The organism is Pseudonocardia sp. ICBG1034 (assembly GCF_020131375.1).
GTDB classification, from domain to species: domain Bacteria; phylum Actinomycetota; class Actinomycetes; order Mycobacteriales; family Pseudonocardiaceae; genus Pseudonocardia; species Pseudonocardia alni.
In genome coordinates, this window is record NZ_JAHLEK010000015.1 from 455,192 (window position 1) to 470,370 (window position 15,179).

Here is a 15,179-nt window from a genome sequence, read left to right on the forward strand (position 1 = left end):
GTGACCGCGCCCGCCGGCCGGGCTCAGAGCCTGCGGGACCGCCGCACGATCGTGCGCATCGGCATGGTGAAGCGGCCGTCGGGGCCGGCGACCCGCCCGGTCAGGAACTCCCGGGCGGCGGCGAACACCGCGTCCCGGTCCTGCGGGGTGCTCAGCAGCGCCCAGGAGTGCGTGGCGATGTCGGCGAGGTGCTCGTCGACGGTGGTCGGGCGGCCCCAGGTGACGCGCTCCTCCCCGTCGTCGACGAACCAGGGGGAGCCCGGGTGCGGCGTCGCGTCGCCGCCACCGGCCGGGTCGCCGGGCACACGCCGCCCGCGCACGGTGAGCTCGCCGAACTCGCGGATCCAGGCGACGTCGTCGTCCCCGCCGTTCCACAGCCCGGCCAGCACCCCGCCGGGCCGCAGCACCCGCGCCATCTCCGGGGCGGCCCGGCCGAGGTCGAACCAGTGCAGCGCCTGGCCCACCAGCACGGCGTCGACGTGGCCGTCGGGCAGCGGGATGCCCTCCGCGGACCCGGTCCGGGCCTCGACGCCGGGGGAGCGCTCCCGCAGGACGGCGAGCATCGCCGGGTCCGGCTCCACCGCGACGACGTCGAGCCCGCGCGCGGTCAGGACGCGGGTCAGCGTGCCGGTCCCCGCTCCCAGGTCGAGCACGCGGGGCCGCTCCGCGGTCCCGGCCAGCGCCGCGTCGACGGCGGCGCCGGGGTAGGCGGGGCGGTGGTCGTCGTAGGCGCGGGCGACGGCACCGAACGTGCGGCCGCGGTCCACCTCGTCGTCGGGCACCTCCGCACGGTAGGCCGGTGGCCGACCACCGCGCGATGCCTCGGCGCGGAGGTGGGGGGTGACGACGGGCGCTCCCGGGTACCGCCGATAGCCTGACCTGCCGTGAACACTCCCGGCACACCGTCCGACCCGGCGACCGAGGCCGACCTCCCCGAGCAGATGCGGGTGCGCCGGGCCAAGCGCGCGGAGCTGATCGCCGCGGGCACCGACCCGTACCCCGTCGAGGTCCCCCGCACGCACTCGCTGCGCCAGGTCCGCGACGCCCATCCGGACCTGCCCGCGGACACCGCGACGGGCGAGACCGTCGCCGTCGCCGGCCGGGTGATCTTCGTGCGGAACACCGGCAAGCTGTGCTTCGCGACGCTGCGCGAGGGCGACGGCACCGAGCTGCAGGCCATGCTCTCGCTCGACCGGGTCGGGGCCGAGGCGCTGGCGGGCTGGAAGGCCGTCGTCGACATGGGTGACTTCGTCGCGGTGCGCGGTGAGGTCATCACCTCGCGACGGGGGGAGCTCTCGGTGATGGTCGACGAGTGGTCGGTCGCCGCGAAGTCGGTCCGGCCGCTGCCGACCGCGCACAAGGAGCTCTCCGAGGAGAACCGGGTCCGGCAGCGCTACGTCGACCTCATCCTGCGCCCGCAGGCCCGCGAGACCGTGCGCGCGCGGTCCACCGTGCTGCGGACCGTCCGCGAGTCGCTCACCGGCCGCGACTTCATCGAGGTCGAGACGCCGATGCTGCAGAACCTGCACGGCGGTGCCACCGCACGTCCGTTCGTGACGCACGCGAACGCACTCGACTCCGATCTGTATCTGCGGATCGCGCCGGAGCTGTTCCTGAAGCGTTGCGTGGTCGGTGGTATCGAGCGCGTCTTCGAGCTGAACCGGGTGTTCCGGAACGAGGGCATCGACTCCACGCATTCCCCGGAGTTCGCGATGCTGGAGGCCTACCAGGCCTACGCGACCTACGACGACATGGCGGTCCTGACCCGGGAGCTGATCCAGTCCTCGGCGCAGGCGCTGTTCGGTTCCACCACGGTGCGCCACCACGACGGCACCGAGCACGATCTCGGTGGCGAGTGGCGATCGGTGACCATCTACGGATCGGTGTCCGAGGCCGTCGGGCGGGACGTGACGCCGGACACGGAACTGTCGGAACTGCAGCGCATCGCGCACGCCCACGACGTCGACATCACCGATTATCCGACGGCCGCACAGATCGTGCTCGAGTTGTTCGAGAAGCTGGTCGAGCACACCCTGCACGAGCCGACCTTCGTGCGCGACTTCCCGGTCGAGGTGCGGCCGCTGACCCGTGCGCACCGCGACGACCCACGGCTGTCGGAGTCCTGGGACCTCATCGTCTTCGGCGTGGAGCTGGCCACGGCCTACTCCGAGCTGGTGGACCCGGTGGAGCAGCGGGAACGCCTGCACGCCCAGTCGCTCAAGGCCGCGGCGGGCGACCCGGAGGCCATGCAGCTCGACGAGGACTTCCTGCGCGCCATGGAGTACGGCATGCCGCCCACCGGTGGGATGGGAATGGGTATCGACCGCCTCCTGATGACGCTGACCGGCCTCGGAATCCGCGAGACGATCCTGTTCCCGCTGGTCCGCGGCGAGTCCTGAACCGGTTCCGAACGCACATCCGACGACGTCCCCGGCCGCGAGGAGCGACCGGGGACGCCGTGTTTGTCGGACCCGTACGAGTGGTGTCGAACGCGTTTCGCCGCATTCTCCGTACCCAGGTCGACGACACGAACATTTCTCGGATACTCTCTGATTCGAGTCGGAACCGGTACCCGGTGGCCTCATATTGCGTCCTGCTATTGCATCGCGCAGTCGCCGATGTCCGCCCCGGTCCCTCATCATGAACGTGTTCGGCCATTCAGGGAGGCTGCGGAGATGGCGCAGATCAAGGAAGTCCGGCTCGTCGACGATCTGACCGGCGACGCGGCGGACGAGACGATCGAGTTCGGTCTCGACGGACGCAACTACGAGATCGACCTGTCCGACGGGAATGCGAAGAAGCTGCGCGACGTGCTCGCCGACTACGTCGCGGCCGCCCGTCGTGCCGGTGGCGCGGCCCGCCGGCGCAGCGGCGGCTCGTCGGGCGGGGCGGCCCGCCGCCCGTCGGTCGACCGCGAGCAGAACCAGGCGATCCGCGAGTGGGCCCGCAACCGCGGGATGAAGGTCTCGGACCGCGGCCGCATCCCGGCCGAGGTTCTCGAGGCCTACCACCAGGAGAACTAAGGTCTGCCTTACCCAGCGGGGCGGGGGAGGGGTACCGTCGCGACGGCCCCTTCCCCTCTCGTCGTTGGGAGGCAGCCTGATGGCCCGCCCCGTCACCGATCTCCGGGTGCTCCGCACCGAACGCCTGAGCCCGCACATGGTGCGCGTCGTCGCCGGTGGCGACGGCCTGGCCGCGTTCCCCGTCACGGAGTACACCGACCGCTACGTCAAGATCCTCTTCCCGCTCCCCGGCGTCGAGTACCCCGAGCCGCTCGACATGGACCGGGTGCACGCCGAGCTGCCGCGCGACCGGTGGCCCGCCCAGCGGACCTACACCGTCCGCTCGCTCGACCACGCCGCGGGCGAGCTCGTCATCGACTTCGTCCACCACGGCGACACCGGCCTCGCCGGCCCGTGGGCGGCCGCCGCCCGCCCGGGCGACCGGCTGCGGATGCTCGGCCCGGGCGGCGCCTACGCACCGGACCCGGACGCCGACTGGCACCTGCTCGTCGGCGACGAGGCCGCGCTGCCCGCGATCTGCGCCGCGCTCGAGCGGATCCCGGCCGGGCGGCCGGTCGTCGCCGTCCTGCAGGTGGACGCTCCCGGCGACGAGATCGACGTGCCCACGGGCCCCGGGGTGGACGTGCGGTGGCTGTACCGCACCGACGCCGGGGGCGACCCGGACTCGGAGCAGCTGCCCGCCGTCGTCGCGGATCTGGAGTTCCTCCCCGGGCGCGTGCACGCCTTCGTGCACGGTGAGGCGATCGCCGTGCGCGAACTCCGCAGGCACCTCACCCGCGAGCGCGGCGTCGCCAAGGACGACCTGTCGATCTCCGGGTACTGGCGCCGCGGGCGCGACGAGGAGGGGTTCCGGCAGTTCAAGGCGGCCGAGCGGGAGCGCGAGGAGGCCGCCGCCACGACCGGCTGACGGCCGCCGGGAACACGGCAGGTGTCACCCGTGTTACTGCGGGCACGTACCCCGGTGCACGTCAGGTGGAGGCGCCGGGGCCCCTTCGACCGATACAGTGGTATGAGGTCTCCCGCGAGGGTGGCCTGGCGCGGTGTCACGCGAGGGCGCAGTGTCGGTTCGGGCGAGCCCGGACCGTACGGAGATGCTGGTCGCGCCGTCAGTGAGGCGCAGCAGGCAAGGAGTGCGAATTGTTCGAGAGGTTCACCGACCGAGCGCGACGTGTTGTCGTCCTGGCCCAGGAAGAGGCCCGGATGCTCAACCACAACTACATCGGGACCGAGCACATCCTCCTTGGCCTGATCCACGAGGGAGAGGGCGTCGCCGCGAAGGCGCTCGAGTCCCTCGGTATCGCTCTGGAGGGCGTGCGACAGCAGGTCGAGGAGATCATCGGCCAGGGGCAGCAGGCCCCGTCCGGGCACATCCCCTTCACCCCCCGGGCGAAGAAGGTGCTGGAGCTGTCGCTGCGCGAGGCGCTGCAGCTCGGCCACAACTACATCGGGACCGAGCACATCCTGCTCGGTCTCATCCGCGAGGGCGAGGGCGTCGCGGCCCAGGTGCTGGTCAAGCTGGGCGCCGACCTCAACCGTGTCCGTCAGCAGGTGCTCCAGCTGCTGTCCGGCTACCAGGGCAAGGAGCCGCAGGAGAGCGGCACCGGTGGCCGTGGCGAGGGCACCCCGTCCTCGTCGCTGGTGCTCGACCAGTTCGGTCGCAACCTCACCCAGCAGGCCCGTGAGGGCAAGCTGGACCCGGTCATCGGCCGGGAGAAGGAGATCGAGCGGATCATGCAGGTCCTCTCGCGGAGGACCAAGAACAACCCGGTGCTGATCGGTGAGGCCGGCGTCGGCAAGACCGCCGCCGTCGAGGGCCTCGGCCAGGCGATCGTCAAGGGCGAGGTCCCGGAGACGCTGAAGGACAAGCAGCTCTACACCCTCGACCTGGGCTCGCTGGTCGCCGGTTCCCGCTACCGCGGTGACTTCGAGGAGCGCCTCAAGAAGGTGCTCAAGGAGATCCGCACCCGCGGCGACATCATCCTGTTCATCGACGAGATCCACACCCTGGTGGGTGCGGGTGCCGCCGAGGGCGCGATCGACGCCGCCTCGATCCTCAAGCCGATGCTGGCCCGCGGCGAGCTGCAGACCATCGGTGCGACGACGCTCGACGAGTACCGCAAGTACGTCGAGAAGGACCCCGCGCTGGAGCGCCGCTTCCAGCCGATCCAGGTGTCCGAGCCGTCGGTCGAGCACACGATCGAGATCCTTCGTGGTCTGCGTGACCGGTACGAGGCGCACCACCGCGTCACGATCACCGACGACGCACTGGCCTCGGCCGCGACGCTGGCCGACCGCTACATCAACGACCGCTTCCTGCCGGACAAGGCGATCGACCTGATCGACGAGGCCGGCGCCCGGATGCGCATCCGCCGGATGACGGCTCCGCCGGACCTGCGGGAGTTCGACGAGAAGATCGCGAACGTCCGCCGGGACAAGGAGTCGGCGATCGACGCGCAGGACTTCGAGCGGGCCGCGCACCTGCGCGACCAGGAGAAGACCCTGCTCGGCGAGAAGGCCGAGCGCGAGAAGCAGTGGAAGTCGGGCGACCTCGACGTCGTCGCGGAGGTCGACGGCGAGCAGATCGCCGAGGTGCTGGGGAACTGGACCGGCATCCCGGTGTTCAAGCTGACCGAGGAGGAGACGACCCGTCTGCTCAAGATGGAGGACGAGGTCCACAAGCGGATCATCGGCCAGGAGGACGCCGTCCGCTCCGTCTCGCAGGCGATCCGTCGTACCCGCGCCGGTCTGAAGGACCCGAAGCGCCCGTCCGGCTCGTTCATCTTCGCCGGCCCGTCCGGTGTCGGTAAGACCGAGCTGTCCAAGGCGCTCGCGAACTTCCTGTTCGGCGAGGACGACGCCCTCATCCAGATCGACATGGGTGAGTTCCACGACCGCTACACCGCCTCGCGGCTGTTCGGTGCCCCTCCCGGGTACGTCGGCTACGAGGAGGGCGGCCAGCTCACCGAGAAGGTGCGGCGCAAGCCGTTCTCGGTGGTGCTGTTCGACGAGATCGAGAAGGCGCACCAGGAGATCTACAACACGCTCCTGCAGGTGCTCGAGGACGGCCGTCTCACCGACGGTCAGGGCCGCACGGTCGACTTCAAGAACACCGTGCTGATCTTCACCTCGAACCTGGGAACCCAGGACATCTCGAAGGCCGTGGGACTGGGCTTCTCCTCCGGTGGCGACGAGAAGTCGAACTACGAGCGGATGAAGACGAAGGTCAACGACGAGCTGAAGAAGCACTTCAGGCCGGAGTTCCTCAACCGCATCGACGACATCATCGTCTTCCACCAGCTCAACCAGGAACAGATCATCCAGATGGTCGACCTGATGATCGGGCGGGTGGAGAAGCAGCTGGCGAACAAGGACATGGGCATCGAGCTCACCGACAACGCCAAGAAGCTGCTGGCCCACCGCGGGTTCGACCCGGTCCTGGGCGCCCGGCCGCTGCGCCGGACGATCCAGCGGGAGATCGAGGACCAGCTGTCGGAGAAGATCCTGTTCGGCGAGATCGAGGCCGGGCAGATCGTCATCGTCGACGTCGAGGGCCTCGACACCTCCGCGGAGGAGGGCTCCAACGCCTGGTCGGACAAGGCCAAGTTCACCTTCCGTGGTGAGCGCAAGCCGTCCGAGCCGGTGCCGGACTCCCCGCCCACCGCGCTGGCCGGCGAGGAGTGAGACAGACCCACGCATGACGACGGCGGGCCGTCCCGGGAGTTCCCGGGGCGGCCCGCCGTCGTGTGCGGGTCCTACGCCGGGGGCAGCGCGACGACCAGGTCGGCCCGGTCCCGCGAGGCCTCGACGAGCCGGGCGTTCGGCTCGTCGGTCCGTTCCACCCAGGCCCGGGCGGCCTCGGGCGTCTTGCCGAAATGCACGTGCCGCGCGACGAGGCGCTCCAGCCGGAGCGCCTCGTCGGTCTCGTGGAACCACACGGCGTCGAACCCGGCCCGCACCGCCCGCCAGCGGGGGGTGCCGAGGAGCAGGTAGTTGCCCTCGCTGACCACGAGCCGGCACTCCGGGTGCACCGGGACCGACCCGGCGACGGGCTGCTCGAGCTCCCGGTCGAACGCCGGGGCGTACACCGGGCCCGCACCGTCGTCGGGGGTGAGCCGCAGCCGGGCGAGCAGCGCGGCGTAGCCGTCGGCGTCGAAGGTGTCCGGGGCGCCCTTGCGATGACGGCGGCCCAGCCGTTCCAGCTCGACGTCGGCGAGGTGGAAGCCGTCCATCGGGACGTGGGCGACCCAGCCCGGGCCGAGCCCGTCCGGGGGCGTGGCGGCGAGCGCCCGGACCAGGGCCAGCGCGACGGTCGTCTTCCCGGCCCCGGGGGCGCCCGCGATGCCGAGCACCGCCCGTCGCCGTCCGGTCGCGAGCGCCCGCGCGCGCTCCACCAGCTCGTCGAAGCGGTCGGTCCGTGCCGGGGTGTCCACGAGCGTCATTCTCGCCCGCCTGCGGCTAGGTTCTGCGCATGAGCTCGGTGCGCCCGGTCCCCGAGACCCGGCTGATGACCGGTGAGGAGCTCTCCGCCGACGACGCCGCCCACACGCTGCGCCGCTACGGCCTCGGGCACCTGCTGTCCGCGGGTTTCCTGCGCTTCCGCTACGGCGACGGCTTCTCCCACGCCCGCGCGTTCGGCCTGCAGCTGGCGCTCGCCGCCGTCCCGCTGATCATCGCCGGGGTCGGGCTGTCCGCCGCGGCGGGCGCCGAGGGTGCCTCGGAGGTCGTCGCCCGCACGGTGCTGGCGCTGTCCCCCGGGACCAGCGACGAGCTGGTCGCCGAGGCCGTCCGCGGTGCCGGGGCGGGGGAGGCCGACCCGGACGACCCCGGTGAGCCCGCCGAGCGGGACGACACCCCCACCGGGGAACGCGGTGAGCTGGTCCTCGCGCTCGGCCTGCTCACCGCGTTCGCCGCGGCGACCTCGGCGTTCGCGCAGCTGGAGCGGGGCGCGAACCGGATCTACGGCACCGAGCGGGACCGGCCCGCGCTCGCCAAGTACGCGCGTGCCGCGGCGCTCACCGCCACCGCGGGCGTCGCGATGGCGACCGGGCTGCTGCTGATCGTGGCGGGGGAGCCGTTCGGGGACGCGGTGCGCGAGGTGTACCGGTGGGGCGCGGTCGCCGAGACGGTGTGGGACGTCGTGCGCTGGCCGGTCGGGCTGGCGCTGCTCGTCGTCGCGGTGACGGTGCTGCTGCGGTTCGCGCCGCGTCGTCGCCAGCCGGGGCTGTCCTGGCTGGGGGCCGGCGCCGCGGTCACGGTGCTGCTGTGGCTGGTCGCGTCCGGGCTGCTGGGTCTCTACGTCGCCGTCGCGGACACCTTCGGTGAGACCTACGGTCCGCTGACGGCGGTGATGGCCCTGCTGATCTGGGCGAACATCACCGGGGTCGCGTTGCTGGCCGGGGTGGCGCTGTCCGCACAGCTGGAGGCGGTGCGGGCCGGTGAGGAGGACCCGCGGCTGCCCGACTCCGACGACGACGGCATCCCCGACCACACCGACCCGGACTGAGCGCTCAGCCGAGCTCGTCGCGCCGCGGGTCCGACGACGGCAGCAGCGCCCGCAGCCGGTGGCGCAGCTCCTCGTCGTCGGTGCCGTCGCCCCGGCCGGCCCGGACCAGGGTCCACAGCGCGTCCGGGTCGTCGGCCCGCAGCAGCGCCGACCGGACGGCGACGGCGAGCTGCTCGCGGGCCCGGCGGACCTCCGGTGCGTCGGAGGTCGGCAGCAGCGGCCCTCGGGCGGCCTCGGCCGCGGCGTCGCGGATCCGGCCCTCCCGCAGCGCCGCGCGCAGCCGCAGGAAGTCGGCGTCGACGTCGGCGACGAGCCGGTAGGGCTGGGTCCGCACGGTGTCCTCGCCGACGGCGCGGCGCAGCCGGTGCACCTCGGCGCGCACGGTGATGGCGCGGCCGCCGTCGCCGTAGAGGGCGGCGGCGAGCTGGTCGGCGGTCAGCCCCTCCGGGTGCAGCGCCAGCAGTGCGAGGACCTCGGCGTGCCGCAGGCCCAGGCGCACCGGGCGCCCGTCCCGGCGGGCGACGACGGGGGTACGCGCCCCGAGCAGCGGCAGCGTCAGGACCGTCCGGACGGGACCGCCCGCGGGCAGCCGCAGCAGCCAGCCCTCGCCCAGAGGCTCCAGCACGCCCGCGACGGGCCCGCCGCCCAGCGGCACGCCGCCGACCGCGACGCCGTCGACGACGACCCGGTCCCCGCCCTCGGGCAGGGCGATCCGCTCCGGGAACTCGCTGCCCGGCGACGCGGCCAGCACCCGCCCGTGCGCGGACAACAGCGCGCCCGGGGTGCCGCCGAGCCGGGTCAGGTGCGGCCAGTACTCCTCGCGCAGCCGCCGGTCGTGGGCCTCGGCGATGGCCAGCAGCCGGTGCTCGGCCAGCCGCGCGGCCGCGGTGACCAGCGCCAGCGTCGTCGGGTGGAATCCCTCCTCCGGCCCGGTGACGTCGACGGTGCCCACCACCCGTCCGGTCGCCGGGTCGCGCACCGGGGCGGCCGCGCAGGTCCACGGGTGGTAGGCGCTGACCAGGTGCTCGGCGGAGTGGATGCGGACCGGCGCGGCGCCGGCCAGCGCGGTGCCCATCGCGTTGGTCCCGACGGCGTCCTCGCTCCACCGGGTGCCCTCCACCAGGTCGACCCGCTCGGCCCGGGTCAGCACCGCGCGGGCGCCCTCGCGCCAGAGGATCCGCCCCTGCCCGTCGGTCACGATCATCATGTGCCGCGCCTGTTCGGCGGCGTCGGTGAGCGTGTCGCGCAGCACCGGCAGCACGGACGCGAGGGGGTGCGCCGCCCGCCGGTCGGTGAGCTCGGCGCGGTCGTAGTCGTGCGGGGGACGGGAGCGTTCCGGGTCGACCGCCGCGGCCAGCGAGCGGGCCCAGGAGGCGCGGACCTCCGGCCGGACCCCGGCGCCGCGCGCACCGGGGGAGCCGCCGAGCACGGCGTCGCGCGCCCGCTCGTACACCCGGCGATCCGCGTGCTGCGCTGCCACGTCCTCACCTTACGGTCAGCTTTGCCTTACCTGAATCGAATCCGCGTCGTCGGTACTCACCGGAGGGTCAGGTTCCGCATCTGCGTGCAACTTCCGTGCAACCCCCACCTTCCTAGTGTCGGCGGTCACGCGCAACGTGCGTTCCGCACCGCGCCCTCGGTTCGACGAAGCACCTCAGGGAAGGAACATTCATGGCCGTCTACGCCAACCCCGGTCAGCCGGGCAGCGTCGTCTCCTTCAAGCCGCGCTACGAGCACTTCATCGGCGGCGAGTACGTCGCTCCGGTGAAGGGCCAGTACTTCGAGAACCCGACCCCGATCACCGGTGAGAACTTCACCGAGGTCGCCCGGGGCACCGCGGAGGACGTCGAGAAGGCGCTCGACGCCGCGCACGCCGCCGCCCCGGCGTGGGGGAAGACCTCCGCCGGCGAGCGCGCGAACATCCTGAACAAGATCGCCGACCGGGTCGAGGCCAACCTCGAGCTGATCGCCATCGCCGAGTCCTGGGACAACGGCAAGGCCTGCCGCGAGACCCTCGCCGCCGACATCCCGCTCGCCGTCGACCACCTGCGCTACTTCGCCGGTGCGATCCGGGCGCAGGAGGGCACGTCGTCGGAGATCGACGCCGACACCATCGCCTACCACTTCCACGAGCCGCTGGGCGTCGTCGGCCAGATCATCCCGTGGAACTTCCCGATCCTGATGGCGATCTGGAAGCTGGCCCCGGCCCTGGCCGCCGGCAACGCGATCGTCCTCAAGCCGGCCGAGCAGACCCCGGTCTCGATCCACGTGCTGCTCGAGCTGGTCGCCGACCTGCTCCCGCCGGGCGTGCTGAACGTCGTCAACGGCTTCGGCGTCGAGGCCGGCAAGCCGCTGGCGTCGAACAAGCGCATCCGCAAGATCGCCTTCACCGGTGAGACCACCACCGGCCGGCTGATCATGCAGTACGCCTCGGAGAACCTGATCCCGGTCACCCTGGAGCTGGGCGGCAAGAGCCCGAACATCTTCTTCGACGACGTCGCCTCGCAGCAGGACGCCTTCTACGACAAGGCGCTCGAGGGCTTCGCGATGTTCGCCCTCAACCAGGGCGAGGTCTGCACCTGCCCGTCGCGCGCGCTCATCCAGGGCGGCATCTACGACGAGTTCATCGAGCAGGCCGTCAAGCGCGTCGAGCAGATCAAGCAGGGCAACCCGCTCGACACCGACGTCATGATGGGTGCGCAGGCCTCGAACGACCAGTTCGAGAAGATCCTCTCCTACATCGACATCGGCCGGCAGGAGGGCGCCAAGGTCCTCGCCGGTGGCGAGAAGGCCGAGCTGGGCGGCGACCTCGCGGGCGGCTACTACATCAAGCCGACCGTGTTCGAGGGCAACAACCAGATGCGGATCTTCCAGGAGGAGATCTTCGGCCCGGTCGTGTCGGTCGCGCGCTTCAGCGACTACGACGACGCCATGAAGATCGCCAACGACACGCTCTACGGTCTCGGCGCCGGCGTGTGGAGCCGCGACGCGAACACCACCTACCGCGCGGGCCGCGAGATCCAGGCCGGCCGGGTGTGGGTGAACAACTACCACGCCTACCCGGCGCACGCGGCCTTCGGTGGCTACAAGCAGTCCGGTATCGGGCGCGAGAACCACAAGATGATGCTGGACCACTACCAGCAGACGAAGAACATCCTGCAGAGCTACTCGCCGAACGCGCTGGGCTTCTTCTGATGGGTGAGCCGGACGTCGGCGTCACCCCGACCGAGCGGGTGACGCTGACGCCGGCCGCCGCCGATCTGCTCGTGAAACTCACCGACCTGCACGGCCCGCTGATGTTCCACCAGTCCGGTGGGTGCTGCGACGGCAGCGCCCCCATGTGCTACCCGGACGGGGACTTCCGGACGGGTGGGTCGGACGTCCACCTCGGCGACCTGGTCGTCGAGGGTGTGGACCGGCCGATCGGTTTCTGGATGTCGGCGTCGCAGTACGAGTACTGGAAGCACACGCATCTCACGGTCGATGTCGTCAAGGGGCGCGGCAGCGGGTTCTCGGTCGAGGCGCCGGAGGGCGTCCGGTTCCTGATCCGCTCGCGGCTGTTCACCGACGACGAGTACCGGGCGATGCAGGACTGACCACCCCCACCACGGCCCGGGACGACCGTCCCGGGCCGTGGTGGTCCCCGGCCGAGGAGCACCGATGACGCACACCCTGCGCGGACTGATGGGCCTGCCGGCGGAACCGGCCCCGCTGTCCCGCTCCGCACTCATCATGATCGACCTGCAGAACACCTACACCGAGGGCGTGATGCGGCTGGAGAACGTCGAGCCGGCCCTCGGCGAGGCGGCCGAGCTGCTCGACCGCGCCCGCTCCGCCGGGTCCCGGATCATCCACATCCGGCACGACGCGGGCGAGGGCAGCCCGTACGACGTCACCGCGCCGATCGGCGCCATCCACGACTCGGTCGCCCCGCGTGACGGCGAGGCCGTGGTGACCAAGAACTTCCCCAGCGCGTTCGTCCACACCGGACTCGCGGAGCTGCTGGAGGGCTACCAGGACCTGGTGCTCGCCGGGTTCATGACGCACATGTGCGTGAACTCCACCGCGCGCAGCGCGTTCTCCGGCGGCTACGTGCCGACCGTCGTCGCGGCGGCCACGGCCACCCGGGCCCTGCCCGGCGTGCACGGCACCGTCCCGGCGTCCGAGGTCCACGACGCGGCGCTGGCCGGCCTCGCCGACCTGCCCGCGATCGTCGTCCCGGACCAGAAGGCCGTCCCCTCCTGAGCCCTGCCCCCGCCCCGCGGCACGCAGGTGCGCGGGGCGGGTGGGTCAGAGGGCGGCGTCGATCGCGGCGAGGGTCGCGGCCGCGGGGGCCGCGATGCCGACGCCGCGGCCGTGGCGCACCTGCGGCTCGCGGACGTTGATCCGCACCAGCGCGCCGGTCGCGGCCGAGGCGAGCTCCGAGCGGCGACGCACCGTGGGCAGCGCACCGCCCGCCCCCAGCTCGACGACGACCACCCCGGTCCGGTGCGCCGCCAGCCAGTCCACGTGCCGCTGCAGCGCCGTCGCGGCGTGCGCGTCGTCCCAGCCGCCGTCGCCGAACATCAGGATCGCCGGACGGGCGATGCCGCCGCAGCCCGGGCAGCGGGGCAGCTCGCCGACGGCACGCATGGTGACCTCGTCGACCGGCACCTCGACGCCGTCGGCGGGCCACACGCCGTGACCGCAGAGCCGCAGGCACTGCAGGTGGTGGATGGAGCCGTGCACCTCGGCGACGTCGTCCGGGGCGAAGCCGGCCCGCTGGAACTGGCCGTCGACGTTCGAGGTGAACACGTTCGAGGGCACCCGGCCGGCCCAGCGGCGCAGCACCGCGAACCCCGGGTGCGGCACGGTGTCCCGGTAGAGGTGCAGGCGGTGGCCGTAGAAGCCCCAGGCCAGCGCCGGGTCGTCGGCGAAGTGCGCGGGATCGGCCAGCTCCTCGAAGCGCAGGCCGAGGCGGGCGTAGGGCGGGTAGGCCCGCCAGAAGCCCTCGCCGCCGCGGAAGTCCGGCAGCCCGGAGTCGACGCCCATCCCGGCGCCCGCGGTGACCAGCAGGGCGTCCGCGTCGCGGACCAGGCGGGCCGCCGCGGCGATCTCGTCGGAGAAGGCCGCGGCGACCTCGCGGGCGTCGATCAGGACCCCGCCGCGATCTGCTGCAGGTCGACGACCTCGAACTCCAGCAGCGACGCGCCCTTGGCGACCGGCTGCGGCGAGCGCTGGCCGGCGTGCGCCTCGGCGGCCGGGCCCTCGCGCCACGCCTGGAAGTCGGCCTCGGTCTCCCAGCGGGTCACGACGAAGTACCGGTCGTCGCCGGAGACGGGGCGCAGCAGCTCGAACCCGAGGAAGCCGGGCTGCCCGTCGACGGCGTGCAGGCGGTTCGCGAACCGCTTCTCCAGCTCGGGGCCCGCGTTCTCCGGGACCTCGATCGCGTTGATCTTCACAATGGCCATGTCCGCCACGTTATCCCCGCCCGGCCTCGTCGACGCGCATGTGCCACGCGTCACCGACCAGCTCGGCCAGCCGGTCGTCGTCCACCTGGTCCAGGCGGACGAGCACCAGGGGCCACGGCGCGTGCCCGGCGTCGGTGAAGAACAGGTCGGGCTCGCCGAGCAGCAGGGCCTGCTTCTCCGCCTCGTCGCCGACGTACAGCACGGCGACGTCGGTCCTGATCACCCGTCGTCTCCCGGGCACCCGCTCCGGCCAGGACCACACGAAGCCCTTGCCGCGCACCCGGAAGTCGAACCCCTCACTCGGGTTCTCGACGACGCCGTCGAGGGCGAGCGCGATCCGCCGCACGTCCTGTTCGTCCGCCACGGGGCGAGCCTAGGGGCGGCGAGCACCACAGGGGACGGTGCGCCGTCCGCGGCGACGACGGCGGGAGCGGCGACACCTCGTCGAGCTGCAGGAAGTTGTGGATCATCCCCGCCTCGCGGCGCAGGGTCGTGGGCACGCCCGCCGCGGCGAGCCGCCGGGCGTAGGTCTCGGCGGTCCCGCAGGGTCGCGACGGTCCCTGGCCCGCGCCGGTCGACGCCGCCTCCGCGACCTTCTTGCTCCGGCCCCGGCCGGTACAGTGTGCGATCCCGGCCGACCGCCGCGGGCCGCTCACCCCCATGGTGGAGGCGCTGGTCGAGCAGGCCCTCGCGGGGCTCAGCCCGCGCTGAGGGCCACCGTCTCCCCGGTGCGCGAGTCGTGCAGCTCGACGGCGGTGATCCGCGCCCGCACCGGCTCGACCGGGTGCAGCAGCGCGAACGCCTCGGCGGGTCGCCCGGTGGCGAGCACCACGTGCGGCAGCCAGGAACCCGGCAGGTGCGCGGCGTGCGCGCCCCGCACCCGCCCGGCCAGCGCGTCGTGCACCGCCGTGTGCACGGCCAGCACCTCGGGGTCGGTGACGGCGGTCAGCGCCAGCGCGTCCGGCGCGTCCGGGCCGACCGAGCCGAGACCGGCCAGCCACAGCACCGGCAGCGCGACCACGCGCAGCTGGGCGGTCAGCCCCCGCACGGCGGGCGGCGGGACCGTGCCCGCCGCGGCGACGGTGACGTGCGGCGTGCCGGCCGCGACCGGGATCCCGGCCGCGGCGAGCCGGTCGCGCAGCGCGGTGAGCGCGGCGGCGCCGTCGTCGTCGAGCCGGAAGCGGACGGTGCTGGGCATCGGTC

At 72.8% G+C, this 15,179-nt stretch carries 15 protein-coding genes; 8 read left to right on the forward strand and 7 right to left on the reverse strand.

Annotation, left to right across the window (positions count from 1 at the left end; all coding sequences use genetic code 11):
• Positions 1–23 precede the first annotated feature (23 nt).
• Positions 24–782, reverse strand: coding sequence for a class I SAM-dependent methyltransferase (locus tag KPF22_RS03780; protein ID WP_224401238.1), 759 nt, complete (start codon positions 780–782; stop codon positions 24–26).
• A 159-nt stretch (positions 783–941) separates the two neighbouring features.
• On the opposite strand from KPF22_RS03780, the gene lysS reads away from it, so the two are divergent.
• The 4 genes from lysS to KPF22_RS03800 all read left to right on the forward strand — a co-directional run bounded on the left by lysS (position 942) and on the right by KPF22_RS03800 (position 6,704).
• On the forward strand, positions 942–2,399 hold the full coding sequence (gene lysS, locus KPF22_RS03785) for a lysine--tRNA ligase (protein ID WP_208826244.1): 1,458 nt from the start codon (positions 942–944) through the stop codon (positions 2,397–2,399).
• Between the two features lie 276 nt (positions 2,400–2,675).
• Positions 2,676–3,023: an Lsr2 family protein gene (locus tag KPF22_RS03790; protein WP_208826231.1), complete on the forward strand. Its 348-nt coding sequence runs from the start codon at positions 2,676–2,678 to the stop codon at positions 3,021–3,023.
• 79 nt (positions 3,024–3,102) lie between these two features.
• Positions 3,103–3,930: a siderophore-interacting protein gene (locus tag KPF22_RS03795; RefSeq protein ID WP_224401239.1), complete on the forward strand. Its 828-nt coding sequence runs from the start codon at positions 3,103–3,105 to the stop codon at positions 3,928–3,930.
• A gap of 230 nt (positions 3,931–4,160) precedes the next feature.
• Positions 4,161–6,704 carry an ATP-dependent Clp protease ATP-binding subunit gene (locus tag KPF22_RS03800; protein WP_062398450.1) on the forward strand — a complete coding sequence of 848 codons (2,544 nt, stop codon included), beginning with the start codon at positions 4,161–4,163 and terminating at the stop codon, positions 6,702–6,704.
• 71 nt (positions 6,705–6,775) lie between these two features.
• On the opposite strand, the gene KPF22_RS03805 is transcribed toward KPF22_RS03800, so the two are convergent.
• Positions 6,776–7,462 (reverse strand): nucleoside/nucleotide kinase family protein, encoded by a 687-nt coding sequence (locus KPF22_RS03805; protein WP_224401240.1) that lies wholly within the window; start codon positions 7,460–7,462, stop codon positions 6,776–6,778.
• Between the two features lie 29 nt (positions 7,463–7,491).
• Here KPF22_RS03805 and KPF22_RS03810 point away from each other — a divergent pair, with 29 nt between their 5' ends.
• Positions 7,492–8,526, forward strand: a complete 1,035-nt coding sequence (locus tag KPF22_RS03810) for a YihY/virulence factor BrkB family protein (RefSeq protein WP_208826225.1) — start codon at positions 7,492–7,494, stop codon at positions 8,524–8,526.
• 4 nt (positions 8,527–8,530) lie between these two features.
• On the opposite strand, the gene KPF22_RS03815 is transcribed toward KPF22_RS03810, so the two are convergent.
• Complete coding sequence (locus KPF22_RS03815) at positions 8,531–10,006, reverse strand: helix-turn-helix domain-containing protein (protein WP_224401241.1); 1,476 nt, start codon at positions 10,004–10,006, stop codon at positions 8,531–8,533.
• 191 nt (positions 10,007–10,197) lie between these two features.
• Between KPF22_RS03815 and KPF22_RS03820 the strand changes: the two genes are divergently transcribed.
• The 3 genes from KPF22_RS03820 to KPF22_RS03830 all read left to right on the forward strand — a co-directional run bounded on the left by KPF22_RS03820 (position 10,198) and on the right by KPF22_RS03830 (position 12,771).
• Complete coding sequence (locus KPF22_RS03820) at positions 10,198–11,721, forward strand: aldehyde dehydrogenase family protein (RefSeq protein WP_208826223.1); 1,524 nt, start codon at positions 10,198–10,200, stop codon at positions 11,719–11,721.
• Positions 11,721–12,122: a DUF779 domain-containing protein gene (locus KPF22_RS03825; protein WP_179761640.1), complete on the forward strand. Its 402-nt coding sequence runs from the start codon at positions 11,721–11,723 to the stop codon at positions 12,120–12,122. Before KPF22_RS03820 ends, KPF22_RS03825 begins: the two co-directional genes overlap by 1 nt.
• Before the next feature lie 64 nt (positions 12,123–12,186).
• Complete coding sequence (locus KPF22_RS03830; RefSeq protein ID WP_179761641.1) at positions 12,187–12,771, forward strand: cysteine hydrolase family protein; 585 nt, start codon at positions 12,187–12,189, stop codon at positions 12,769–12,771.
• A gap of 45 nt (positions 12,772–12,816) precedes the next feature.
• On the opposite strand, the gene KPF22_RS03835 is transcribed toward KPF22_RS03830, so the two are convergent.
• The 4 genes from KPF22_RS03835 to KPF22_RS03850 all read right to left on the reverse strand — a co-directional run bounded on the left by KPF22_RS03835 (position 12,817) and on the right by KPF22_RS03850 (position 15,174).
• Positions 12,817–13,557, reverse strand: a complete 741-nt coding sequence (locus tag KPF22_RS03835) for a Sir2 family NAD-dependent protein deacetylase (protein ID WP_224402370.1) — start codon at positions 13,555–13,557, stop codon at positions 12,817–12,819.
• 101 nt (positions 13,558–13,658) lie between these two features.
• Entirely contained in the window at positions 13,659–13,976 is a 318-nt protein-coding gene (locus KPF22_RS03840; RefSeq protein WP_073576923.1) for an antibiotic biosynthesis monooxygenase, read from the reverse strand.
• 10 nt (positions 13,977–13,986) lie between these two features.
• A complete protein-coding gene (locus KPF22_RS03845) occupies positions 13,987–14,340 on the reverse strand; it encodes an MmcQ/YjbR family DNA-binding protein (protein WP_208826218.1) in 354 nt (117 codons plus the stop codon).
• A gap of 333 nt (positions 14,341–14,673) precedes the next feature.
• On the reverse strand, positions 14,674–15,174 hold the full coding sequence (locus tag KPF22_RS03850) for a 2'-5' RNA ligase family protein (RefSeq protein ID WP_224401242.1): 501 nt from the start codon (positions 15,172–15,174) through the stop codon (positions 14,674–14,676).
• Between the last annotated feature and the right edge of the window lie 5 nt (positions 15,175–15,179).

Excerpts from the sequence above, each read along its gene's own strand:
- KPF22_RS03805 (WP_224401240.1), bottom strand. The coding sequence starts at position 7,462 with ATGACGCTCGTGGACACCCCGGCACGGACCGACCGCTTCGACGAGCTG.
- KPF22_RS03795 (WP_224401239.1), top strand. The coding sequence starts at position 3,103 with ATGGCCCGCCCCGTCACCGATCTCCGGGTGCTCCGCACCGAACGCCTG.
- KPF22_RS03850 (WP_224401242.1), bottom strand. The coding sequence starts at position 15,174 with ATGCCCAGCACCGTCCGCTTCCGGCTCGACGACGACGGCGCCGCCGCG.
- KPF22_RS03820 (WP_208826223.1), top strand. The coding sequence starts at position 10,198 with ATGGCCGTCTACGCCAACCCCGGTCAGCCGGGCAGCGTCGTCTCCTTC.
- KPF22_RS03825 (WP_179761640.1), top strand. The coding sequence starts at position 11,721 with ATGGGTGAGCCGGACGTCGGCGTCACCCCGACCGAGCGGGTGACGCTG.
- KPF22_RS03810 (WP_208826225.1), top strand. The coding sequence starts at position 7,492 with ATGAGCTCGGTGCGCCCGGTCCCCGAGACCCGGCTGATGACCGGTGAG.
- KPF22_RS03830 (WP_179761641.1), top strand. The coding sequence starts at position 12,187 with ATGACGCACACCCTGCGCGGACTGATGGGCCTGCCGGCGGAACCGGCC.
- KPF22_RS03835 (WP_224402370.1), bottom strand. The coding sequence starts at position 13,557 with ATGGGCGTCGACTCCGGGCTGCCGGACTTCCGCGGCGGCGAGGGCTTC.
- KPF22_RS03790 (WP_208826231.1), top strand. The coding sequence starts at position 2,676 with ATGGCGCAGATCAAGGAAGTCCGGCTCGTCGACGATCTGACCGGCGAC.
- lysS (WP_208826244.1), top strand. The coding sequence starts at position 942 with ATGCGGGTGCGCCGGGCCAAGCGCGCGGAGCTGATCGCCGCGGGCACC.
- KPF22_RS03840 (WP_073576923.1), bottom strand. The coding sequence starts at position 13,976 with ATGGCCATTGTGAAGATCAACGCGATCGAGGTCCCGGAGAACGCGGGC.